At 51.9% G+C, this 23932-nt stretch carries 25 protein-coding genes; 23 read left to right on the forward strand and 2 right to left on the reverse strand.

Annotation, left to right across the window (positions count from 1 at the left end; genetic code table 11):
• Positions 1-4 precede the first annotated feature (4 nt).
• The 19 genes from ACLEXF_RS02940 (at position 5) to ACLEXF_RS03030 (ending at position 17464) form a co-directional block, all read left to right on the forward strand.
• A complete protein-coding gene (locus tag ACLEXF_RS02940) occupies positions 5-1324 on the forward strand; it encodes a phage portal protein (protein ID WP_032423087.1) in 1320 nt (439 codons plus the stop codon).
• The gene (locus tag ACLEXF_RS02945) at positions 1300-2007 is read left to right on the forward strand and encodes an HK97 family phage prohead protease (protein ID WP_025713387.1); all 708 of its coding nucleotides are present in this window, start codon (positions 1300-1302) and stop codon (positions 2005-2007) included. Before ACLEXF_RS02940 ends, ACLEXF_RS02945 begins: the two co-directional genes overlap by 25 nt.
• Before the next feature lie 9 nt (positions 2008-2016).
• Complete coding sequence (locus tag ACLEXF_RS02950) at positions 2017-3237, forward strand: phage major capsid protein (protein ID WP_047666511.1); 1221 nt, start codon at positions 2017-2019, stop codon at positions 3235-3237.
• Between the two features lie 45 nt (positions 3238-3282).
• Positions 3283-3537 carry a hypothetical protein gene (locus ACLEXF_RS02955; RefSeq protein WP_040241936.1) on the forward strand — a complete coding sequence of 85 codons (255 nt, stop codon included), beginning with the start codon at positions 3283-3285 and terminating at the stop codon, positions 3535-3537.
• A gap of 5 nt (positions 3538-3542) precedes the next feature.
• A complete protein-coding gene (locus ACLEXF_RS02960) occupies positions 3543-3875 on the forward strand; it encodes a head-tail connector protein (RefSeq protein ID WP_047667483.1) in 333 nt (110 codons plus the stop codon).
• Between the two features lie 12 nt (positions 3876-3887).
• Positions 3888-4226 (forward strand): phage head closure protein, encoded by a 339-nt coding sequence (locus ACLEXF_RS02965; RefSeq protein WP_323095876.1) that lies wholly within the window; start codon positions 3888-3890, stop codon positions 4224-4226.
• Positions 4223-4672, forward strand: a complete 450-nt coding sequence (locus ACLEXF_RS02970; protein ID WP_423265718.1) for an HK97-gp10 family putative phage morphogenesis protein — start codon at positions 4223-4225, stop codon at positions 4670-4672. Before ACLEXF_RS02965 ends, ACLEXF_RS02970 begins: the two co-directional genes overlap by 4 nt.
• Positions 4669-5016: a DUF3168 domain-containing protein gene (locus tag ACLEXF_RS02975; RefSeq protein WP_046623863.1), complete on the forward strand. Its 348-nt coding sequence runs from the start codon at positions 4669-4671 to the stop codon at positions 5014-5016. Before ACLEXF_RS02970 ends, ACLEXF_RS02975 begins: the two co-directional genes overlap by 4 nt.
• A 56-nt stretch (positions 5017-5072) precedes the next feature.
• Positions 5073-5777: an immunoglobulin domain-containing protein gene (locus ACLEXF_RS02980; protein WP_423265719.1), complete on the forward strand. Its 705-nt coding sequence runs from the start codon at positions 5073-5075 to the stop codon at positions 5775-5777.
• 30 nt (positions 5778-5807) lie between these two features.
• Positions 5808-6212, forward strand: coding sequence for a phage tail assembly chaperone (locus ACLEXF_RS02985; RefSeq protein WP_117250002.1), 405 nt, complete (start codon positions 5808-5810; stop codon positions 6210-6212).
• A gap of 2 nt (positions 6213-6214) precedes the next feature.
• Positions 6215-6520: a phage tail assembly protein T gene (locus tag ACLEXF_RS02990; RefSeq protein WP_046623866.1), complete on the forward strand. Its 306-nt coding sequence runs from the start codon at positions 6215-6217 to the stop codon at positions 6518-6520.
• Between the two features lie 72 nt (positions 6521-6592).
• On the forward strand, positions 6593-6826 hold the full coding sequence (locus ACLEXF_RS02995) for a YebO family protein (RefSeq protein WP_016530182.1): 234 nt from the start codon (positions 6593-6595) through the stop codon (positions 6824-6826).
• 59 nt (positions 6827-6885) lie between these two features.
• Positions 6886-10266 carry a phage tail tape measure protein gene (locus ACLEXF_RS03000; protein ID WP_423265720.1) on the forward strand — a complete coding sequence of 1127 codons (3381 nt, stop codon included), beginning with the start codon at positions 6886-6888 and terminating at the stop codon, positions 10264-10266.
• 20 nt (positions 10267-10286) lie between these two features.
• Positions 10287-10760 (forward strand): hypothetical protein, encoded by a 474-nt coding sequence (locus ACLEXF_RS03005; RefSeq protein ID WP_004177132.1) that lies wholly within the window; start codon positions 10287-10289, stop codon positions 10758-10760.
• The gene (locus ACLEXF_RS03010) at positions 10747-11223 is read left to right on the forward strand and encodes a DUF1833 family protein (protein ID WP_021441639.1); all 477 of its coding nucleotides are present in this window, start codon (positions 10747-10749) and stop codon (positions 11221-11223) included. The genes ACLEXF_RS03005 and ACLEXF_RS03010 overlap by 14 nt, the downstream gene beginning before the upstream one ends.
• Positions 11224-11235: 12 nt before the next feature.
• The gene (locus ACLEXF_RS03015; protein ID WP_046623869.1) at positions 11236-11616 is read left to right on the forward strand and encodes a nitrite transporter; all 381 of its coding nucleotides are present in this window, start codon (positions 11236-11238) and stop codon (positions 11614-11616) included.
• Positions 11613-14690 (forward strand): host specificity factor TipJ family phage tail protein, encoded by a 3078-nt coding sequence (locus ACLEXF_RS03020; RefSeq protein ID WP_423265721.1) that lies wholly within the window; start codon positions 11613-11615, stop codon positions 14688-14690. The genes ACLEXF_RS03015 and ACLEXF_RS03020 overlap by 4 nt, the downstream gene beginning before the upstream one ends.
• A gap of 75 nt (positions 14691-14765) precedes the next feature.
• Positions 14766-16655, forward strand: coding sequence for a hypothetical protein (locus tag ACLEXF_RS03025; RefSeq protein WP_423265722.1), 1890 nt, complete (start codon positions 14766-14768; stop codon positions 16653-16655).
• Positions 16655-17464, forward strand: a complete 810-nt coding sequence (locus ACLEXF_RS03030) for a hypothetical protein (protein WP_423265723.1) — start codon at positions 16655-16657, stop codon at positions 17462-17464. Before ACLEXF_RS03025 ends, ACLEXF_RS03030 begins: the two co-directional genes overlap by 1 nt.
• Positions 17465-17550: 86 nt before the next feature.
• Here ACLEXF_RS03030 and ACLEXF_RS03035 read toward each other — a convergent pair whose 3' ends face one another.
• Entirely contained in the window at positions 17551-18267 is a 717-nt protein-coding gene (locus ACLEXF_RS03035; RefSeq protein WP_057214766.1) for a hypothetical protein, read from the reverse strand.
• Positions 18268-18274: 7 nt separating this feature from the next.
• Positions 18275-20431, reverse strand: coding sequence for a hypothetical protein (locus ACLEXF_RS03040; protein ID WP_423265724.1), 2157 nt, complete (start codon positions 20429-20431; stop codon positions 18275-18277).
• Between the two features lie 92 nt (positions 20432-20523).
• Here ACLEXF_RS03040 and ACLEXF_RS03045 point away from each other — a divergent pair, with 92 nt between their 5' ends.
• The 4 genes from ACLEXF_RS03045 to ACLEXF_RS03060 all read left to right on the forward strand — a co-directional run bounded on the left by ACLEXF_RS03045 (position 20524) and on the right by ACLEXF_RS03060 (position 23922).
• Positions 20524-21102 carry a recombinase family protein gene (locus tag ACLEXF_RS03045; RefSeq protein ID WP_087761577.1) on the forward strand — a complete coding sequence of 193 codons (579 nt, stop codon included), beginning with the start codon at positions 20524-20526 and terminating at the stop codon, positions 21100-21102.
• Between the two features lie 50 nt (positions 21103-21152).
• Positions 21153-21575 (forward strand): hypothetical protein, encoded by a 423-nt coding sequence (locus ACLEXF_RS03050; RefSeq protein ID WP_323095842.1) that lies wholly within the window; start codon positions 21153-21155, stop codon positions 21573-21575.
• A 660-nt stretch (positions 21576-22235) separates the two neighbouring features.
• On the forward strand, positions 22236-22655 hold the full coding sequence (locus ACLEXF_RS03055) for a translesion error-prone DNA polymerase V autoproteolytic subunit (RefSeq protein WP_004179627.1): 420 nt from the start codon (positions 22236-22238) through the stop codon (positions 22653-22655).
• A gap of 1 nt (position 22656) precedes the next feature.
• Positions 22657-23922, forward strand: coding sequence for a Y-family DNA polymerase (locus tag ACLEXF_RS03060; RefSeq protein ID WP_234978255.1), 1266 nt, complete (start codon positions 22657-22659; stop codon positions 23920-23922).
• The last annotated feature ends 10 nt before the right edge of the window (positions 23923-23932 follow it).

Here is a 23932-nt window from a genome sequence, read left to right on the forward strand (position 1 = left end):
CACCATGAATAAAGAGAAGAAGCCAGGCCGGATAAAAAGCGCCGTTCGCCGGTGGCTCGGCGTACCCATCTCCCTTACCGACGGTGAATTCTGGGCTGCTTATGCTGGTGGGCAGTCCGCAGCAGGGAAATCCGTTACGGTTGATAAAGCCCTGCAGTTATCGGCAGTGTGGTCATGTGTAAGGCTGTTATCCGAAACCATCGCGACGTTGCCTGTTGGTTTTTACGAAAAAACGGCTGACGGTCGCCAGAATGCAAATGATCACCCGCTTTATGAGCTCCTCCATAATCAACCCAATGCTGATATGACTGCAGTGGAGTTCTGGGAAATGATCATGGCCAGCCTGCTTTTGTGGGGGAATGCTTATGCAGAAATCGATCGAACCGGAAAGCGCATTACCTCGCTGGTGCCTCTCAGGCCAGAAAGGATGAAGGTTGATTTAAGCAAGAGCGGAGATCCAATTTATACCTACCGTGACTGGCCTTCAGGTACATCCCGAAACATTGATGAACGGGATATCATGCACATCCGTGCGTTCAGCACCAATGGAGTCATGGGCCTGTCACCAGTCAGTTATGCCCGACAGACACTTGGTCTGGCAATGGCAACAGATGAAGCCAGCGCCAAAGTTTTTAAAAACGGTATGCGGCCCAGCGGCGTTCTCTCAATGGATCAGATCCTGAAAAAAGAGCAGCGCAATGAAGTACGTGAAAGCATGGTTGAACAATTTTCTGGATCCATGAATACCGGGAAAATGATGGTTCTTGAAGCGGGAATGAAGTTTCAGCCTGTTGACCTCAACCCGGAAGACGCCCAGATGCTGCAGTCCAGAGCCTTCAATATCGAAGAGATTTGTCGGTGGTTCAGAGTATGGCCGGGGTTGATTGGACATACCGCCCAGGGGCAGACGATGTGGGGAAGTGGCGTCGAACAGATGCTGATTGGCTTTTTAACGTTTTCACTTCGTCCATGGCTGACCCGTATTGAGCAGGCGATTCGTAAAAGTCTCCTGGCTCCGGGAGAAAGAAATAAGTACTTCGCAGAGTTTTCCATCGAAGGTCTCTTACGTGCTGACAGCGCCGCCCGTGCAGCTTTTTACTCAACGATGACCCAGAACGGTCTGATGACCCGCAATGAAGCACGGCAAAAAGAAAACCTTCAGCCAAAACCTGGCGCTGACCAACTAACCGTTCAATCCAACCTGCTGCCGATAGATCAGCTTGGCAAGTCCGGCGACAGTGAATCAGCCAAAAACGCACTGCGGGAATGGCTTGGCATTAAATCAGAGGAGACGCCGGAATGTACCGGAAAAACGCAGCCATGAAAGTAAAGGCATTCGACTTCGATATTAAGGCTGTCAACGATGACGGCCTTTTTTCTGGATACGGTTCTGTCTTCGATGTGGTGGATAGCTACAACGAAGTCGTGGCGCCGGGCGCATTCCTCGAAAGCATCGAGGAAACGCGGGCTAAGGGGAGGACGTTCCCTGTTCTCTGGCAGCATCGCACCGGTGAACCCATCGGGAACTGGGATATCTCAACCCTGAAAGAAGATAAGCATGGGCTTTTTGGTGAAGGCGCTTTGTGGCTGGACGACGCCGCCTACGCCAAAACGGCATGGAGAGGCATGAAAACCCGTGCCATTACGGGCCTTTCCATTGGCTATTACGTTCGGGAATCGAATTACGATGAGAAAACCCGGATCCGCACATTAACGAAGCTCGACCTGGTTGAAATCTCCATCGTTACCGTACCAGCCAACGACGATGCCCGCATCGACGTCATTAAGTCGAAATTGTCACACGGTGATCTTCCTTCCTTACCTGAATTTGAGAAGTTCCTGCGAGAGGCAGGTTTCTCGAAAAGTCAGTCCGCTGCGGTCGCCTCCCGCGGACTGTCCTATCTGCTTGACCGGAGTGAGTCCGGGGGCGAAGACGGCGAAACCAAAGCGGCTATTGCGGCGATGCGCCAGCAACTGAGCCAGTTTTCTCTCCCAAAAATTCTCTAAGGGATTTATATGTACCAGAAAAAATCGGCTGATGATCAGCCACAAAGTATTGGCGAAATCTCTACTCAGCTCACCATGGTGATTGATCAGGTCAAAAACTTTGGCGAAGACGTGAAGAAAAAAATGGAGGCAGGAGAAACCGTTTCGCTGGAACTGAAACAACGAACGGACGAAAGCCTTAATCAGATGAACGAGCTGAAAGAACGTCTCACTGAGCTGGAGCAAAAAGGCGCACGCCGCCCGAACGATGCACCTGCACAGCGAAAATCGCTCGGTGAGCTGGTGGTCGAAAGTGAAGAGTTCAAAGGCATGGACAGTTCGGCCCGTAAGAGCATCCGCGTCAAACTGGAACAGAAAGATATTATGAACGTGCCGGCCACTACGGGCACAGGCGTGAGCCCAACCAACAGCCTGGTGGTCTCCGATCGTGTTCAGGGCATTATCGCCCCGCCGGAACGTACTCTGACCATCCGTAATCTGCTTATCCCCGGCACTACCGCATCTAACGGTATTGAATTCGTTCAGGAAACGGGGTTTACCAATAATGCTGCAGCTGTGGCGGAAGGTGCCCTGAAACCAAAATCTGACATTCGGTTTGATCTGAAAAGTGCGCCGGTTCGTACTATTGCGCATTACTTTAAAGCGTCCCGTCAGATCCTGGACGATGCGCCCGGTCTGGCCAGCTATATCAATGGCCGCGCTCAGTATGGCCTTCGTTTCAAAGAAGAGCAGCAACTGCTGAGCGGCGATGGCACCGGTGCGAATATCCTCGGTATTCTGCCGCAGGCAACAGAATTTGCACCAGCCTTAACCCTGTCCAATGCAACGCCGATCGACCGTCTTCGCCTGGCTGTTCTGCAGGCCGTTCTTGCGGAATATCCGGCGTCTGGTTTTGTCCTGAACCCGATTGACTGGGCAGGCATCGAGCTGACCAAAGATAACGAAGGTCGCTATATCATCGCGCAGCCGGTCAATGGTGGTGTTCCTCGTATCTGGGGTCTCCCTGTTGTTGAAACACAGGCCATGGCGCAGAACAACTTCCTGACTGGTGCCTTCAACATGGCTGCGCAAATCTTCGACCGCATGGATATCGAAGTGCTGCTCTCCACTGAGAACGAAGATGACTTTATTAAAAACATGGTCACCATTCGTGCGGAAGAGCGTCTGGCGTTAGCGGTTTATCGCCCGGAAGCATTTGTCACCGGTACTGTAACCGCTTCTGGCGGCTGACAATTCAGGGCCGCTTAGCGGCCCTCTCTTTCTGAGGAGATAGTGATGGCCAGAAAAAATGTGGCTGAACCGTCTGTATCCGACGGTATAAATGCGGCGCCAGAACCCACAGAGTCCGGGACTATTCAGGTTCAGCCTGTCCGGCGTTTTATGGATGGCGACATTTTCAGGACGCCAGCTGATGATCCGTTTCATGTCTCTCGCTTACGTGCTGCCGAGCTCAAAGGTAACGGGCTGGTGACCATAGTTGGTGAAGTCCCTGATAACAAAATGAACCGCGCCCCCGAAACCAAAGGGTAATGGTTATGACGGTAATCAACACTGAAACAGCCATGGAACATCTCAGGCTGGATGATGAAATCGATAAAACGATGGTGGAGGGGTATCTTGCCGCTGCGGAGGATGCTGCCATGCAGTTTCTCAACCGACGCTTTTTCGCTGACCAGGCTGCTCTGGATAGTGCTGTTGAGAATGAAAGCGCTGGCGATCGTCCGCTTATCATCACGCCCTCCATTCAGAGCGCGGTTCTTCTTATCGTGGGCTGGTTGTATGAAAACCGCGGGGATGATCTGAGTACTGATATTCCAGGGCCCGCACGCTGGTTGCTGAATCCCTGGCGAATTCAAATGGGTGTTTAGCCGGAGGGGATGATGAAAATTGGACCAATGCGGCATCGGATCACCATCCGTAATTTTATTACTACACGAACACCGAGTGGTCAGCCAACAGAAGAGTGGTCTGACGGCGCCACTATCTGGGCAGAGGTTAAGGGAATCAGTGGGCGAGAGAGCCTGACAGCAGGAGCAGAAAGGGCGGATGCTACCATTCGTGTATGGGTTCGATATCGCAAAGATATTTCGGCATCATCGCGGCTTCTTGTCCTGAATGGCCCCTACAAAGGAGTGACATTGAATGTCACCGGGCCTCCGGTGCCAGATAGCAAAGGTACCCGGCTGGAAATTCTCTGCAAACAGGGGACACAAAAATGATTGATGTGAATCTGGATTTTTCCGGGCTGCAGGATATCACACGCGATCTGCAAACGCTCAGCAAGGCCGAAAATAATAAAGTTCTCCGGGAGTCGACCCGTGCTGGGGCCGAATTGCTACGCGAGGAGGTTATTGATCGCGCGCCGGAGAAAACCGGAAAACTGAAGAAAAACGTTGTTGTCGTCACCCAGAAAAGCCGCCGTCGTGGTGAAATCTCATCGGGGGTGCATATTCGTGGCGTTAACCCGCGAACGGGGAACAGCGACAACACCATGAAGGCCAGCAACAAGCGGAATGCGTTTTACTGGCGCTTTGTGGAGCTGGGGACAGCTACGGCGCCAGCACATCCGTTTGTTCGTCCTGCCTTTGATACCCGCATGGAAGAGGCTGCGCAGGTGGCTATGCAGCGGATGAATCAGGCTATTGATGAGGTGCTGGCTAAATGACAGAAGATGATCTCTATGACCTGCTGTCGCCGCTGGCAGACGGGCGGGTTTATCCGTATGTGGTGCCGCTAGGCAGCGACGGACTTCCTGCAGTTTCCACTCCCTATGTCATTTTCTCGATACCGACTGATGTTGCCGGGGATGTTTTCTGCGGACAGGCAGAGTCGACACTGCGCATTCAGGTTGATGTATGGGCTGAAACGAATGACGAAGCCAGAGCGTTACGCCTGGACGCCCTGGCTCGCCTGCAGGTGCTTTCACCTGTCGAGGTGACAAAAATTCCTGGCTACGACACGACAACCCATCTTCATCGGGCAACCCTCGAAATAACGGTTATTGCCTGACAAAAACCAATCCAATCCGACCGCCGCTGGCGGTTTTTTCATTTATGGAGGCTGCGATGTCAGCACTATTTGAACGTGCCCAAAAAACGGTAGTAATGATTACCTCTGTGCCGGTCACTGCGGCAGAGCTGGATACGGCAACCTGGTTAAACCTGAGTTGCACTATCAAACAGGCTAGCTTTAGCGCTGGTCAGAAAAACGATATTGACGTGACAGTGCTCTGTTCGGATGAAACGGAAAATATCAACGGCCTTCCAGCTCCGTCTGAAATGTCACTTTCCGGTAACTTCTACCGCAACCCGGCGCAGGATGCACTTCGTGCAGCATACGATAACGACGGGGTTTATGGATTTAAGGTTATTTTCCCGTCTGGTAATGGATTCCTGATGCGCGCTGAGGTACGTCAGCACACCTGGGATTCTCAAACCAACGGTGTTGTTGCTGCAACGTTCTCGCTGCGTCTGAAAGGCAAACCCACCAATATTAACGCCCCAGGAGTCCTGTCTTTTGCTACAGACCTTCCGGCGTCCCAAACGGTCGCGGCAGAAAGCGCCCTGACTATGGGCGTGGTCGTTCAGGGCGGTACGGCACCTTATACCTACGTCTGGAAAAAGGGTTCCTCGACGGTCAGCGGCCAGACCAGCGCAACGTTTAATAAGGCCAGCGCTGTATCCGGTGATGCCGGGGTTTATTCCTGCGTGGTTACTGATGCCGATGGCACTGTGATCACTTCTTCTGATTGCACCGTCACCATCAGTTAACGGAGCGCCGGGCGACCGGCGATAAACTTAATGTCAAAACCGAGTCTTAAAGCACTGGCACTGGCACCAATGGCGGGCTTTCGAAAAAAAGAAGTCTCCGTTCCGGAGTGGGATAACGCCAAAGTCATTATTCGTGAGCCATCAGCAGAAGCCTGGATTCGCTGGCAGGGCATTGCCAGCCCGGAACAACCCAAACCACCGGAAGGGCAGGAGCCCCAGGAGGCACCAGAACTGACCCCTTCAGAACGAGCCTTCCGTACGATGCGGGCCGACGTCACGCTTTTCATCGATATTTTGCTGGATACCGACCTGCAGCCCGTCTTTACTGTCGATGACACTGAACAGGTTGAAGCGATCTATGGCCCTGTGCATTCCCGGCTGTTGAAGCAGGCACTTGATCTCATTCGTGACGCGGATGATGCTAAAGCAAAGTAAAAATGCCTGGCATGCAGTTCCTGATGGCGCTGGCGCTCCGGATGGGCCGCACGCTGGGCGAACTGCGACAAACCATGACGGTTGGCGAATTCAGAATGTGGGCTGAATACGATCGTATCAGCCCAATCGGCGATATTCGCGGCGATATTCTCAATGCTCAGCTGGTATCTGCGGTTTACGGAGCCCAGGGCGGTAAAGTCACCATTGAAGAGGCTCAGCTTCAGTGGGGCACAGAAGAGGATGAGGTAAGCGACAGCGGCGATCCCTTTGCGGGGCTGGAAGCGGCGCTGCTGGCTGCGTCAGCATAGCCGGTAATAATTCGTGTGGATGCCACTTATAACAGGTGTTATGTTGTTTTTTTGACACACGGAGTGCTTTAAATGACTACTACTGGCTGGATATTATTATTTGTTTTTGCTCGCCTTATTGATCTTGTTATCTGGTATTTCCTGAACAGAGGAAGCGTAAGAGCTAATGATCAGATCGCTATGCTTAAAGAAATCTCTGAAAAGCAAAGTGCTCAAATTGATCTTCTGATTGCACTTGCTCATAAAAAAGAGGAACCAGAAAAAGATTATCTGGAAGAAGCAAGGAAAAAAGCTGGTTTAATTTAATAATATTAAAATCATAAAAAGCCCCACAATGTGGGGTTTTTTGTTTCTGAGGAAATGAAATGGCAACCCTGCGTGAACTTATCATTAAAGTTTCTGCTAACTCTCAGTCATTCCAGACCGAGATAGCCCGCGCGTCACGTATGGGGGCTGATTATTATAAGACAATGCAGAATGGCGGCAGGCAGGCTGCGGCTTCAGTTCGGGAAACTCGCCGTTCTGTTGCTGAGCTAACTGACCAGATGGAGTCAGCAAAGGCTACCGCACTGGGATTAACCGGGGCATTTGCTGGTGCTTTTGCTACGGGGCATTTGATATCCCTGGCTGATGAATGGAATTCAGTAAACGCCCGCCTAAAACAGGCATCTCAATCAACTGATGATTTTACCAGCTCTCAAAAACAGCTGATGGATATCAGTCAGAAAACGGGTACATCTTTTTCTGACAACGCTAATTTATTTTCCCGCTCAGCAGCCTCAATGCGGGAATATGGTTACAGCTCCAGCCAGGTGCTGGATATTACTGAGGCTATTTCTACTGGTTTAAAACTTTCTGGCGCGAATGCTCAGGAGTCCAGTTCGGTCATCACTCAGTTTAGCCAGGCTCTGGCACAGGGCGTGCTGAGAGGCGAAGAATTCAATGCCGTCAACGAGAGCGGCGACAGGGTTATACGGGCGCTTGCGGCAGGGATGGGGGTTGCGCGTAAAGACCTTAAATCTATGGCGGATCAGGGGCAGTTAACCATTGATAAAGTAGTTCCGGCCCTCATCAGCCAGCTTGGTAAGCTCCGGAATGAATATGGTGAGTTGCCGCAGACCGTTTCATCGTCGGCAACAAAAGTTGAAAACGCGTTTATGCAATGGGTCGGTGGAGCTAATGAAGCGAGTGGCGCGACAAATACCCTGACCGGATTACTTGATGGCGTAGCCAACAATATTGATCAGGTCGCCACTGCTGCCGGAGCGCTTGTTGCCGTTGGTGCTGCCCGATATTTGGGAAATATGGCTCTTGGTGCCAGCTCTGCAACGGCTGGGATTATTAACGCCGCAAAAAGTGAAGTAGCTTTAGCTGAAGCCCAGGTCAGAGGGACACAGGTTTCGACAGCTCGTGCGCGTGCTGCAGTTTATCGTGCCCAGCAGGCACTGGCAGCGGCGCGGGGTACAGACGCGCAGGCCGCCGCAGAAAAACGGCTCTCACTGGCGCAGGAGTTACTTAACCGTAATATTCAGGCCAGAGTATCCGCTCAGACTGCACTGAACTCGGTTACTGCTGTAGGTTCCCGGCTCATGGGGGGAGCATTAGGCCTCGTTGGCGGTATTCCTGGGCTGGTTTTGCTTGGTGCCGGCGCCTGGTACACGATGTACCAGAATCAGGAGCAGGCCAGATTATCCGCTCAGGAATATGCAAACACCATTGATTCTGTCCGTGAAAAGACAAAATCAATGTCCCTGCCCGAAGTTTCTGATAATGAGACCAAAACCCGTCAGGCGCTGGAGGAGCAAAACCGTCTTGTTGATGCCCAGGCATCTAAAGTAAAAAGCCTGAAGGAAGAGATTGCTGGCTATCAGTATGTCCTGTCTAACCCCGGCCCGACAACCAGTGGTGGTTTCATGATAAACCACCTGACTTCGGTCGAAACGGTCACCCGTGGTCTGGAAGAAGCGACTTCCGCTCTGGCCGTTGAACAGGAGAGGTTAGCTCAGATGCTGGCTAAGTCTGAGTCGATCCAGTCGGTACTGGAAGGGATAGAGAACAGGCGAATAGCATTAATCCGGCAGCAGGCTGCAGAACAGAATTCAGCATATCAATCGTTATTAATGATGAACGGTGAGCATACTGAATTTAACCGTTTGCTGGGTCTCGGAAATAATCTTCTCATGGCCCGACAGGGGCTGGTAAACGCACCAGTACGCTTACCACAGGTAGACCTGACAACCCAGCAAACGGCTGCACTTGAAAAAAGCCGTCGTGATCTGGCGCTTTCAAAACTCAAAGGTGAGGACAAGGAGCGCGCACGACTGGGTTATGCTGCGGATGACCTGGGGTTAACTAACGACCCACAGTTTCAGACCGGACGGCAGGAGTTGATTAATAACGGCCTGAATGAATGGAGAAACAACCAGGAAAATAAACCCAAGCCAAAAGGAAGGCATGGGAAAACCGAGGCGGAGAAAACCGAAGATACCTATACCCGGCTGATTAAACAGCAACGGGAGCAAATTGCTCTTTCCAGCCAAAACACTGAGCTGGCAAAGATGAAATATCAGGTTACTCAGGGGGAATTATCTTCGCTTGAAAAATCCAAAAAGGAAACGTTGCTGCACAATGCGGCGCTTATTGATCAGAAAAATATCGCTGAACAGTTAAAAACATTCCGCGAAGGTCTGGCCGACAGTAATGCTGCCGCCCGGGAAAGGGGGAATATCGATTTCCTCGGCGCGGGACAGGGGGATAAAGCCCGTGACCGAATGAAGGAAATGGCGGATATTCGCGCTGATTTTCTCAGGCAGCAGCGTGATTTACAGCGTGATTTCAGTCGTGGGCAGATTTCCGAAGACCTGTATAAAAAGCAAACGGAAGCACTTAAAACAGCGCTTGCCGAACGCCTGGATATTCAGGAGGAGTATTACAAAAAAACCGATGAACAGCAGTCAGACTGGCGGGCAGGGATCAGCGATTCCCTGATGAACTATGCCGATCAGGCTTCTGATCTGAGTTCAATGGCTGCCACTGCAACCAGCGAGATTCTGGATGCCACCACTAACTCTATCTCCAACAACCTGACAAACGTCCTGACGGGCGCCACTTCGTTTAAAGATGGTATGTCGAATATTTTCTCTTCCCTGGGAGAAACGGTGATTAAGACACTCATCCAGATGGCAACACAGGCGTTGATCACCAAAGCGATTATGGCTTCATTTGGCGGCGGAGCGGGTGGGTTGTTCGGTAGTCTTTTTGGCGGTGCGGCAAGTAGTGGTACCGCTATTCAAAGCGCGGGAGCTAATTTTTCATTCAACGCTCTCGGAGGCGTTTACGATTCTCCGTCACTTTCTGCCTACAGCAATGGTGTTTACAGCACTCCCCAATATTTTGCGTTTGCGAAAGGTGCGGGTGTATTCGGCGAGGCCGGGCCGGAAGCCATCATGCCGCTTACCCGTGGCGCTGATGGTTCGCTGGGGGTCAAAGCTGTTGGGCGGGAATCGCCGGCGGTACAGAACGCTGCGAGGCAGCAGCAGGAAAGACAACTTCTTTCAACTGGTGACATCAACGTCAATTACCACCTCACTGGTAAACCGGATGATGTGATGATGCAGACACTGGATGCCCACGGCCGCCGCCTGGTTAAACAGATAAAATCTGAACTGACGAGCGACGTAAACAATCCTCAAAATGCCTTCGGTAGAGCACTTTACTCCAACCTTCAGCCCAAAAAACCACGATAACCTGCCCGGAGGGAATATTCATGGCAGATATTTTCTACCCGGACGAATACCTGCCCATGCCGCTGATGGACGGGTACGGGTTTAAGCCCATATCACCTTTACTGCGAACGGAGATGACGTCCGGTCGCGCTCAACAACGAAGGCGATATACCTCAACACCCACCCAGGCATCGGTTAAATGGATTTTTAAAACTGATGCTCTGGCACAGGTGTTTGAGGCGTTTTTCAGGGATGCGCTTAAAGATGGCCAGTCCTGGTTCTATCTGAAACTCCAAACCCCAATAGGGGTAAAGCCCTATAAAGCCAGGTTCGTGGATATTTACGAAGGGCCGACGCTGGTCGCGCCAAAATACTGGCAGTACAGCGCAACGCTGGAATTATGGGAGCGCCCGTTACCGCCTTCAGGCTGGGGAAATTACCCGGAATGGCTGGCGGGCCAGTCGTTACTGGATATTGCGCTAAACAGAGAGTGGCCGAAGCATGACAATTCTTGAGCGACTATATGCCAGCAGCGGATCGGAGGTTATTCACGATACGCTGCAGATATCAGCAGGCGATGATAACTACTGGCTAACCAGTGGTTGGGATGACGTTTCAGTGACGCTGGAAAATGGTCAGCCGGTGACGTTTGAGGCCAGCGCGATAGATATCGCCTTACCAGCCAGGAACGCCGACGGGACACAGGATTTAAAGTTTGCTATCAGCAATATTGACGGACGGGTTTCAGAGGCGATCGATAAAATTCTGGATGAAATGAAATCAGCCACGCTGACATTCCGGCGGTACATTTCATCCGATCTGTCTGCTCCGGCATCATCACCGTATACGCTCGATATCAAATCCGGCTCCTGGACCCCGACAGCAGTTCAGGTCACGGCAGGCTATATGAATGTCCTCAAAACAGCCTGGCCCCGTAAACGTTACAACCTCGCCGAGCATCCGGGCTTACGTTACTAACCTGAGGCAAATATGTTTAATCCTGATAAATACCGTTCAGTCACCTGGCTGAAGGGCGGGCGCGTATTTCCGCAGCTCGACTGCTTCGGCATTGTAAATGAGATACGTCGCGACCTTGGGCTACCTGAATGGCCGGATTTTGCAGGTGTGACCAAAGACGGCGGGGGCCTCGACCGGGAAGCGAGAAAGCTGATGCTTTCGCTGAAACGTTGTGCCCCGTGTGAAGGCGCCGGAGTGGCCTGCTATTCGGGCTCAACGGTTTCCCATGTTGGGATTGTTGTGATGCTCGATAACCAGCTGCAGGTCGCGGAATGTAATCCAGGCTCGGGGGTTACGTTTCTGCCTCTGTCGCGATTTATCCGCCGCTTTAACAGCGTGGAGTTCTGGCAATGACGATAAAGTTTTACCCGTCCCGGCTACCGGGTGAACCCCTTGAAACGCACGAGCATGGTGTGCTGACGCTGCATGAGTGGATGAGCAGAAATGTCCCGAGCTATTCACAGGATAAAACTCATCCTGTCGTGATCGAGCTGAACGGCCAGGCAGTCCCCCCGGCGGAATGGCCGTTATGTTTGTTGCGGCCAGACAGTGACGTGCGGATATATCCCATTCCTTATGGCACGGGTCTTGAAATTGTCGCGTGGGTTTCGGTGGCCGTATCCATTGCGTCTACGGCCTATGCATTATTCTTTGCCCCAAAACCAGAGCTGGGCGGTTTTTCATCCAGTAACGCTTCATCGCTGGATCTGAACCCGGCGCGGGCAAACACCGCAAAACTCGGTGATCCCGTTAGGGAGGCTTTTGGGCGAAACCGGATTTATCCGGATTACCTGGTGCAGCCGGTAACGCGATTCGACCCCGCTGATCCCACCAGAATGACGGTAGAAATGTTTGTCTGCCTTGGATATGGGCGTTTCTCCTATACCGGTGGAGATTTTCGGGTAGGGGAAACTCCGGCGTTGACCTTAGGCGAGGGCTTTTCATATACCAGCTATGGGCCCGGCGATAATGTGGCCGGGGATCGTCGCAGTGAGATATGGTTCAACTCAACGGAAGTTGGTGGAACGTCGAGCGGCAGCGGCCTCGATATGGCTCAGACTGCCCCTGAAGCCAGTGATATCGTTGCTGATGCCATGACCGTCAGCGGTGCCTCTGTCTCGTTTTCTGGCCTCGATGTCGATGATGATAATGATGAAGACGAGGATGAGAACAAACTTCCTCCTGGCTGGATCGCCGGTGCAATTGTCACCCTGAAAGCGCCAGTGAATTATCAGGTATCCATCGAGGGCGGTTTTAACGTGCTGACAGGCGACGTCGTGTCAGAGATTGCGCCATTCAGCGGAATGCCTGTCACCCTAACGTTTAACGGTACTGACTATGACCTGCAGATCGCCACGTATACCCCTCACCAGGACGCCGTTCCGGGAACAGGGGGAGCGACTGCGGTATTACGCGCCAGTGCCTCGCCGTCAACGTATGACTTTACGACAACCAGCCAGACCTTTGCTCTGACCTGGCAGGGTATCACCTATACCATATCTCTGGTCGCCAACTACGGCACAATGTCTGGCTTGCTCGCAGCGATTAATGGCGGGTTGAATGGTTCGGGGCTCATTGCTCAGGATGATGGCGGCGTGATACGTATCGTCGAGATCTCCAGCCCCTGGCGTGGCGGTTCCATTACGTCATCTTTCCTGCCTGCGTCAGTATTTGGTGACAGCCCGGTATTTACTGCTGGTGCAGCCTCCAGCGGCGGAAGCCCTGCGGTAACAGCCAGCGTCACGCTGGCATACGATTCTGGCACTGCCTTTTCCGGATTGCCGGAAGGAACCCAGCGGATTTCCCTGGCGCATCGTGGCAACGAATACCAGATAGCGTCTACTGATGGCCCCTCTGCGACCGTACAGCGTGTGGTTAACGGTGTCGTTGACAGCACCTGGTCAGGCTTTATGACCCGTACCGTCGTGGATTTTGCCGCGTCTGGTATTAACGATAATGAAACCTGGCTAGGCCCCTTTCTGGCCTGCCCGCAAAATGAAGTTGTGGACGCCTTCGAGGTCAACTTTGCTTTCCCAAACGGAATTTGTGGGTTCCAGAACAACGGGAATAAGCGGGTCCGCCATGTCGAGTATGAAATCCAGTATCGCGTTTATGGTTCCGGATCAGGGTGGACGAGTAAGCCAGGGGTTTACGCGCTTAAAAACGTTAATGGCCTCGGTTTTACAGAGCGTTTTGATCTGTCCTCTCCCGGGCTGGTGGAGGTTAGATGCCGCCGCCGTAACGAGCAGGGGAGCAACAACGCGAGAGACAGCATGTTCTGGCAGGCGCTCAGAGGTCGTTTGCTTTCCCGTCCAACCTCCTACGCAGGGATATCAACAATAGGGATCACGGTTGAAACCGGCGGCCAGCTGGCGGCGCAGTCAGACAAGCGTGTGAGTGTTGTCGCCACGCGAAACTATGATGGCGGTGGTGACAGGACAATCAGCGGTGCGTTCCTGCATCTTGCCCGCAGTCTGGGATATCGCGACGACCAGATCGACATTGCGGGGCTCAGTACGCTGGAGGCCACCTACTGGACGCCAAGGGGAGAATATTTTGATCACCAGGCAAGCAGTGACAGCACGTCAGCAAAGGATATTTTCGACAAAATAGCCGAGGCTGGCATGGGGTATTTTCTGCTATCTGACGGGTTGCTTTCTGTCGGGAGAGAGGGAGTCAAAAGCTGGACAGGGATCATTACACCTCAGGATACCGTCGAGGAAATGCAGACGTCATTCAGGGTCCCGTCGGAGGATGATTTTGATGGCGTGGATGTGAAATATATCAACCCTGTGACCTGGGCGGAGGAAACCGTACAGTGCCGGACGCCGGAAAATCCTTTTCCGCGCAAAACGGAGGCATATACCATTGATGTTGCCATGACTGCAGATCGCGCCTGGCGTATCGGGATGCGTCGGTTAATGAAATATCTCCACCAACGCCGAACGTATACGGCTACGACTTCAATGCTGGGATGGTGTCATGACTTCGGTGATCACATCATTTTGTCCGACGACATTCCAACCGGGAAAACCCAAAGTTGCCTGATTGACGCGATGATTTACGACTTCCAGGAAATTACGCTGCACGTCACGGAGCCACTGGACTGGAGCTACGCGAATCCTCGCTGCTGGATACAGTTTCAGGACGGTCGACCATCATCGCGAATGCTCACGCCGCAACGGGTAGATGATTTCACGCTGACGGTGCCGTACAACGACGACCTGCATCCCGGCGACTGGATTATGGACGACCCAGATATTGATCTGCCGAAGTTATTGTTCTGCGACAGTGAAAAGGGTGCGCGGCATGGGGTAGTCCAGGAGGTTGCTCCATCGGGTGACAGCAACTGCCAGATTACTGCACCTGAATATAAAGAAATTTTCTACCAGTACGACGACGCCACATACCCCGGCGACGCTGCTTAATACCGAAAAAATCCCTTTCAACTTTTCTTTCGCTCAAACCCTCGTTTGGGCGAATACCGTTTTGGAGCAAAAAACATGGCCTTTGATCCGCCACTTGGGAGCACGTCGCCCGCGGTGCTGCTCGATAACGCCACTCGCCTGGATAATTTGCTGAATAGCCTGGCACTGGTTTTCCCTGACCGCTCCGGGGCTGATCTGGATACCTGGCGAGGTATCATGTCGCGGATTTTGACTACGCTGGACGATATCCGGCGCAACCTGGTTCCGTTGAGCCGTCAGTATATGACCCTCCCGGAAGCGCAGGCGGATATCGCAAACATTCCGGTTGGCTCTGCAACGTTCGTTCGTAGCACAGCCGACGATGCTCTCGCAGATGAATACATCAATATCAGCGGCACACTCACCGCGACCGGCAGGCGTATGCCCTCCGATATAGTGGTCAGTAAATTGACCCCCCTGGTTGCGCTGTCTGAAACCACGACGTTCAGGACGATGACAGAATTAAATGATGAATACGATTCTGTTGTGGTGGACAGCGAATACAACATTCTGGTCGCGCTGAAAAACGGCTTATTTGATTTCTGTGGCCTGTCAGTTAACGGGAAGAGTATTAATCCTGCTGGTATCCTGGGAACGATGGATAAAACAAACCTCGAAGTGCTCAGCGGTACAACGGAATTCAGCTCCGCATCGGGTGAGTATGAGCTGAACCCCGCGAGATATGTCATCCTGGACGAAGATAAAAACATTCAGTTTGATCTGGATGAATACATACAGCGATCCATCGGATGGCAACAGGCTTATCTGTTTTCTTTACAACCGCCAAAAGTTAACCCCTACGCACCATTCACGCAGATCGACGCCAGCGGGAAATCACAGGTTCGCGTTTATGATACTGAGAATAAGAAAGAAATCGCCGTAACGACAGGGAGCAGCAACGAAACGAATCCCCGGCCGGATATTCTGGACCGGATCGTATGGACGTCAGACAGAGCCGACAATGCCCCCGGCGGGTTGTTTTATGCCGAGGGCCCAGGCTTTAAAGAATATCCCTATATCGCCAGGCCAAAACTGGTTGGATGGGGTCACAGTTTCATGGAGAACGGCCGCTTTCTTTCACGGCTCGCCCAGCTGACAGGCCTTTATACCTACAACTTTGGCAAGTCTGGACTGACATCTGAAGGTATCGCCAGCCGCCAGGGAGCTGCCCGAACGTTTTACACTCCTGCTGGCGGTGTCATCCCCGCCTCTGGTGCAGTGACGTTAAGCCCCGCTAAACCCGGCCCAAATCGCATTTTTGGTAATGCTGCCGCCACCAGTATTGCCTGCTCCTTTGCGGGTATTGACGGGATGTTTGGCTGGGACGGGACGAATGCGACGTTTACCAGGACTGCTGCTGGCGCTGCGGTGACAGTCAGTGTGCCCACTCCGGTGATCGTTTATCCGATAACAGGGTTTTCAGTAACAAACGGTGCGCCGGGCGGAACCAGGTACGATCAGCATGATGAGTGTATTAATATTTTCTGGCTGGGTCGAAATAACATTTCTGAGATTGATTTGATAATCAGTAACGCGCTGGCGATGGTGTCATGGCTTAAATCGGTGGGAAAACGATTTGTGATATTGCCTGATTTTCCTGGTGGGACTGAGCCAACGGGTTCAACCAATAATAATTACGTCCGTATTTTAAATAACTTATATAAACAGAATTTTCCAGATAATTATTGCCAGATTAATGGTGTCGATCTGCTGCAAAACTTCATGAATCATTATAATCCGACGTCACCAGGAGATGTCGAAGATATCAATAATGGCGTAACCCCGAGATCGTTACGTTACGACAATTTGCACCCCAGCCAGAGTATATCGGGTTCAGTCACACCAGAGTATGCGCTGTATGCCGGAGCAGATGTTAATGCCGAGTTCGTTTACAACTTTATGAAATTAAAAGGGTGGGTATTGTAATGAGCGGAAGAATTGAAGTGTTAAAGGGAGTGGTTAACGATACCGGGAAGAAATTTTATCGCGATAAAAGCATTAACAAAGGTACCCGTAGCGTATTTGATATGGCCGTCGACGCAATGGGAGGAGGTAAAGATTTAGCTGCTGGAGCGATAATCCACGATCTAACCTATAACGATCACACCGGGGTGTTTTCCCTGGCTAAAACCTACAGCGCAGCAAATAAAGGCATGGTGTTCGCTGGCGTAAAAAACGACGGGTTTGATCTGGATGCCGCCAGCTGCATGAAAGTCAGCGATACGCACTGGCTGTTTGTGGCGTGGGTAAAAGTAACAAAAGCCGGGTCCCTGTCCACGTTCAACAACCAGCTCCTGCATTTTTCCACGACCGAAACAAACGGCTATGCGAATGCGCTTTTATCAGTTGTGCCGACGACCGATGCAACCGGACAACCGACCAAAATAGAGCTGGCCGTACGTGGTAAAAACTACGTAGTGACCAGCAATCTGCTACCCCTGTTTGATGGAGGACGGCATCAGTTCGCCGTTGAATGCGAGTTCAGCGCGGATGGCACGCAGCATACCGTTCGCGCCTATATCGATAAGGTGGTGGTGTTTACCTCAACATCTGCGCTGGCAGTGACACCACCCGGAGAGCCCACTACGCGCCGGGTTGGAACGAGCAATCCGTTTCCGTTGTCCTGGACAGGTATGCTGTATCGCGCACGGATTGATGATGTCGGTACATCCGGCCTGACGGCCACCGATATACTGACTGCCGATTACAACCTGTGTGCCTCCCGGTTCAGTTAATTACGGCTGGCTGTTTAATTTACCCCGGTATTCACCGGGGATCATCGCCCTGGCTGGCCTTCATGGTTCTCTTCGAGAGTCCAGATTTACGCTATAGATAAAATCCCTTCATAGCTCTGAGTAACGAGGTCTACCATATCCATTTTTTCGGCCTGCGACAGTATTCCGCCCGCCCACACCCCCGTCATTGCAATATCCACAGCGCCTAAAAAATCTGACGTAATATAGGAGTAGCCAGCATAAATCGACTTATTCGGAACAGGGATTGCGCGGGCGGTAACAGCGACCTGTTCAGTCGATACCAGCTCACTGTTCGTCATTTTATGAAGCTGAAGCATCGAGTTATTCACATCGAGGAAAACCAGATGGAATTTACTGGTGTCCAGTGGAGTCGCGAGGGTGGCAGTTGCTGTTCCGCTTGAGCGCCCCACAATCCCCCTGATTTGAGGAATCGCCGGTTCAAAAACAAACGTATCCCCCTGCGGTTGTACGGCAGAGCCGAGATAGTTACCCATGCCCAGCGCTCTGGTAGTGCTTTTAGGCCGGAGTAACACCATCATGGTTTTAACGGGGTTATCCGTGACTTTCAGATCATAACCCCCCGCACCAACACCACCCGTAAACCAGTACGTGTTGATGACAGGTGCCCCCACTATGGTTGGCTCTTCCCCAAAAATAGCCCCAAAGTTCTGGCTGCCAAATGTGGCAATGCTCGCGATAGACGGTTGCGGATAACTCGATCCAATAATGCAGTCATCATCCCAGACAGCATCAACATTAATAGATAATCCCTGATTAGACATAATTACCTCACAACGTGATTTCAAACATGACGCAATAGTTATCCATACGGATAACCTCGCTATTAAGGGTAAAACTGATAATGTCGCCCTGGCTGTCACGCAGACAGCCACGCGGCCCGGTCAGGCGGCCCGGTGACTGGCCGGTGGTGCCGCCGTGAAAGGCATACTGAAGAATGGCCCCGGCAGGGATATCCGCTGCCGTTGAGACAGTCACCGCGTCATAACGGATATTGAGGCTGGTCAGCGGGATAATCGCACGTGTGTCAGGGTGCAGCAGCCGGAAACCATAATTACCCGGATCAGAAACAATGCTGGTATCAAAGCTCAGCCGACCCACCGGATTCAGCCACACCGTAGCGGCGCGGCCCTGGCGTTGATGACTAACCGGCATCAGAGGTTTTGCCGTTTTGCCGTCAATCAGCGCCCGCTTTTCCATCACTGAAATATACAGCCCCTGAATATAGGAGCTGCGGGCGGTGAGATGCGCGCCATCCGTGTAGTCGTGAATGTACATCGGGTTAGTGAGGTACACATTTTCGCGTGTCTGCGCCAGCTCCAGCAGCGCCATCGGAATGGTGGGATAGGCTGTGTTCGGCGTCCGGTTTATCCAGCTGCTGAACTGATAAACAAAAATCGGCACATGGACTTCTTCGCCGCACACAGCCGAGGCGTGGGCATCGATCCGCTGTTGCATGGTGTCGAAAATAGCCTGATAGTCTGCTTTGGTGGTGCCTTTCGTCTGGTCTGCTTCGCCCTGCATCCAGTACATCGCCACAGGCCGGTAGGTTTTCCCGAGCTCCTGAGCGCGGGCGTAACCATAACTGATATCATCGAAAACTCGCTGCATGTACTTTCCGGGATACGCCGCCAGCACATCAATGGGCTGACCGCCCTCCGCCGGAACAGAACCCAGAATGATCAGATCATCCGGGTTAAAGCCATAGTTCTCGGCAATCATGAGTTCATACCAGCCGCGAATGCTGGCCCCCATCGGGGTTTCCCATGCCTGGCCGTTATCGGTGTTTTTATACGTCTCGACGTAGGGAACCAGCTGAGCATGGTTTTCTGCCGAAGTGCCGGAGCCATCCTGCGCCCGTACCCCACCGATAAAACGCAATGCGGTATACAGCGCGGCTATCGTAATCAGCGCCTGAGTATTTACGCCCGCAGCGAGCGATTGTCCGAATCCGATTTTATGGGCAATATCCGGCAGGCGTGAGTAAATGGACTGATTGAAATAGCGCAGGAATTCCGGGGAAATAATCGCTTTAACTTCCAGAGTTTCGGCTTTCAGTGATTTTACCTCTCCATGATTCGCTTCAATTTTCCCCGCAGCAAATGCCCCGCTTTTTTTGATACCCACAGCCGGACGATTTAACGTATCACGCCACGCCATAACGAAATCGCGGAATGTCGCAGTAGAAATGCTGGCGTTGGCTGGTAACCCTAAGATACTGGCAATCGTAAGATTGTTGATCTCAGCCTTCCCTGATTTCAGTACCCCTTTTTTATTAATGGCAAAACAAAGCCGTTTAAGGGTGTCATAAACTGAAACAGCGTTACCGTCAGCCACTACAGATAAAGCGGAATTCCCGATATTCAGACGTGACGACGAGATGATCGACGAAATAAATTCATCCGCTGAGAGCTTTTTTAATTCTGCTTTATTCGCCTTAATCCACCCGGCAAGCAACCGGCCCGCCTCATCCAGCCCTACCGAATAATTTTTCCGTTCATCCATAAAGGCAAGAGACATACCCGCTGGCGCATTCTGGCTGAACGTTGCTCTGATCAAATCAGTCATGATATTGACCAGCTCCTGAGATGGCATTTTCCGCCCGGTAGGTTGCAGCGTCCCGCCGTTATTCATGTACTCATCCGCCAGCGCCCAGACGTCCTGGCTGCGAACATAGGTCGTGGAGCCAACGGGGATATTCGCGATATCTGCCTGCGCTGCCGCCTCATTCATATACTGCTTGCTGAGTGGGATCAGGTTCTGCCTGACCTCATCGTTTTTCGCCATCATTCCGCGCCAGGTATCCAGATCATCGCCAGCGCGATCCGGCTCAGTCAGCGCAGGCCCATTGACCAGCTTATCCAGGCGCTCAGCGTTATCGAGCAGCACCGCGGGAGACGTGCTCCCCAGCTCAGGGTTAAAGGCCATGTTTTTTGCTCCAAAAAAGAGGCTTCGCGCAAACGAGGGTTTGAGCGAATCGCCGCGGCTTTTTACAATCAGCTATTTCAAGGAGTTAGATCGTGCTGATTGGCTATGCGAGGGTATCAACCGGGGATCAAAACCTCGATTTACAGAAAAACGCGCTGATCCGCGCAGAATGTGAGCTGGTTTTCGAGGATATGGCCAGCGGGAAGAATGCCCGGCGGCCAGGTTTGAAGCGAGCGCTGCGACGGCTCCGCCCGGGTGATGTGCTGGTGGTCTGGAAACTGGATCGGCTGGGCCGCAGCGTGCGCGATCTGATTACGCTCGTGTCAGAGTTGCAGGCGCGTGGGGTGAATTTCCGCAGCCTTACCGACTCGATCGACACTTCGACGCCAGCAGGGCGATTCTTCTTCCACGTTATGAGCGCCCTGGCGGAAATGGAAAGAGAGCTGATTGTCGAGCGTACGCGAGCGGGTTTAGCCGCAGCTAGGGAGCAGGGGAGAGTAGGCGGACGCCGCCGGGTAATGACTGAAGAAGTGGTGGAGAGATGCCGCAGAATGCTGGAGAACGGCGCAACCCGGCACCAGATCGCAGATGTGATAGGGGTGGGAGTGAAGACGATCTACAAATACTTTCCTGCTGCCGTCCGCGATCAAGAATTCCTGCCCTTCCCGTGATATGTAACATTTGAGATAATAAGTTATTTCAGTTTTGAAAACAGTTTGGTTTGTTCGTGAACGGTAAGAAAACAATAAGTTTTGAGCAATTTTTAACTATTAACAGCAATCTTGTTTCCATCTCAGATACATGGGCTGACTTGTGGGCGTTAATTTTTCACACGGGTTTAAGCGCTGGAAGGCTGCTGAGTATTCGATATGATGATATTGATGGTGACTTGCTACTGATACGAAAACAGGGTCACCTGAAGGAGCTACGTATTGAATCAACCCCTCCAGTGGAGGCGATGATTGCTCGTAGAAGAGAACGCTATCCAGAAGATGTTTATTTATTTCAGAGTCATTCTAACCGTGTGAAGTACCATCGCCGGCCGGTCACTATAATTGCTTTCAACGCCGCTTTACGTCGCGCCGCTAGATCATTACCAGACGTTAACGTAAGCAGTAGTAGCGCGAGAAACATACCGGACTAAGCGCCTGTCCAGTAGCGTGTGGCCGATGTGACAGGCGTGGGAGTGAAGACGATTTACAAATATTTGCCAGTACAATACGGCGATAAAAAATCCCCTTGAGCAGGCACACTCAAGGGGAAAATACTACATAACATCATTGCTGTGTGCGTCTTTGTGCTCGTCTATCTTCCAAGAATATGCCTAAAGCTTCCAGATATTTCTGGTCTGAGCTGTTACATCATGGAGTAGGTGCCGATGTTATAGGTTAAGAGCGAAGATGATCTGTAAGTACCTTCCGACGTCGAGGAGCAAGGACCATGAATTTGGGTCTATACCATCCCAATTCATATATTCTTTGTAAGTCTATGAAATATTGAGCAGAGTATTCTGTTCGAAATGAACCATATGGAATAGCCAAAGGCTAAAATGCCCAGCGTAAAAACAACAATCAGCAAGTCCGTCTGTGACATCTTATATCCATTTTGCAGTAGCAGGTTTTGAGAAAAGATAGTTCAAAGCTGGCATATAGACAACATAATCACTAAGTGAAACCAATATCAGGGGCTCAAAGGTGACTGGTTTCCCCCTCTGTGCTCCTGATTGATAGTTGAAACCTCTATTGATCAGATTAGCGAATGAAACTACTGTATATAAAAACAGTATTTTGTGAGCGAGTTTATTATGCAGTTCTACACGCCCGTTGAGTTACGCCAGATCATGCTGCTCCCGTTGTACAGTGACCTTGTGCAGTGCGGCTTTCCTAGTCCAGCGCAGGATTATGTTGAGCAGCGTATCGACCTGAACGAGCTGCTGGTTAACCACCCCAGCGCGACGTATTTTGTCAAAGCTGCCGGTGATAGCATGAAAGACGCAGGCATAGGGGAAGGTGATCTTCTGGTCGTGGATAGCTCAAGGACCGCAGTTCATGGCGACATCGTTATTGCTGCTGTGGATGGGGAATTCACCGTTAAGAAGCTGCAACTGCATCCAAGGGTTCAGCTTAACCCAATGAATCCTGCATATTCGCCAATAGTCGTCGGTAGTGAGGACACTCTCGACGTGTTCGGGGTGGTTACGTACATCATTAAATCAGCTGGCTAAGATGTTTGCGCTTTGTGATGTGAATTCATTTTATGCATCGTGCGAGACCGTATTTCGTCCTGACCTGAAAGGGCGTCCGGTGGTCGTTCTGTCAAACAACGACGGCTGTGTGATCGCCCGCTCGCCAGAGGCGAAGCCCTTCGTCAAAATGGGTGAACCTTATTTCAAACAAAAGGACATGTTTCGCCGGCACGGTATTATCGCGTTTAGCAGCAACTATGAGCTTTATGCCGATATGTCCAACCGAGTGATGACAACGCTGGAGGAACTCTCTCCACGCTGTGAAATTTACAGTATTGATGAGGCATTTTGCGATCTTACTGGTGTGCGTAACTGTCGCGATCTTACCGATTTTGGCAGGGAAATTCGCGAGACGGTTCTACGCAGGACGCACCTCACGGTCGGCGTCGGCATAGCCCAGACTAAAACCCTGGCAAAGCTGGCCAATCACGCGGCGAAACAGTGGCAGCGGCAGACCGGAGGAGTGGTGGATCTGTCTAATCTTGAAAGGCAGAGGAAGTTGATGGCTTTGCTTCCGGTGGATGAGGTCTGGGGCGTCGGGCGCCGCATCAGTAAAAAACTGGAGGCCATGGGGATTAAAACTGTGCTGCAGCTGGCGGATACCGATATCCGTTTTATCCGAAAACATTTTAATGTTGTGTTGGAAAGAACCGTGCGGGAATTGCGTGGGGAGCCTTGCCTTGGTCTGGAGGAGTTCGCGCCGGTAAAGCAGGAGATTGTCTGTAGTCGCAGCTTTGGGCAGCGGATTTCCACCTACGAAGAGATGCGCCAGGCGATATGCTTGTACGCATCCCGCGCCGCGGAGAAACTCCGTGGCGAGCATCAGTACTGCCGCTTTATCTCTGCATTCGTCAAAACCAGCCCCTTTGCGCTGAACGAGCCGTACTATGGGAACAGTGCATCGGTAAAGCTGCTAACTCCAACCCAGGACAGCCGGGACATCATCACCGCGGCGACGAAATGCCTCGATGCAATATGGCGAGACGGACATCGCTATCAGAAAGCAGGCGTGATGCTTGGGGATTTCTACAGTCAGGGCGTGGCCCAGCTCAACCTCTTCGACGACAATGCACCACGGAAGAATAGCGAGAAACTGATGGAAGTTCTCGATCATCTCAATGCGAAAGGCGGAAGAGGAACTCTGTATTTTGCAGGGCAGGGGGTCCAGACTGCCTGGCAGATGAAGCGGGAAATGCTTTCGCCTCGATATACTACGAGGTTCTGTGACCTGCTCAAAGTTAGATGATTCGGCCATT

Origin of the sequence: Klebsiella pneumoniae complex sp. WS1778 (genome assembly GCF_049472055.1) — a bacterium.
GTDB classification, from domain to species: domain Bacteria; phylum Pseudomonadota; class Gammaproteobacteria; order Enterobacterales; family Enterobacteriaceae; genus Klebsiella; species Klebsiella quasipneumoniae.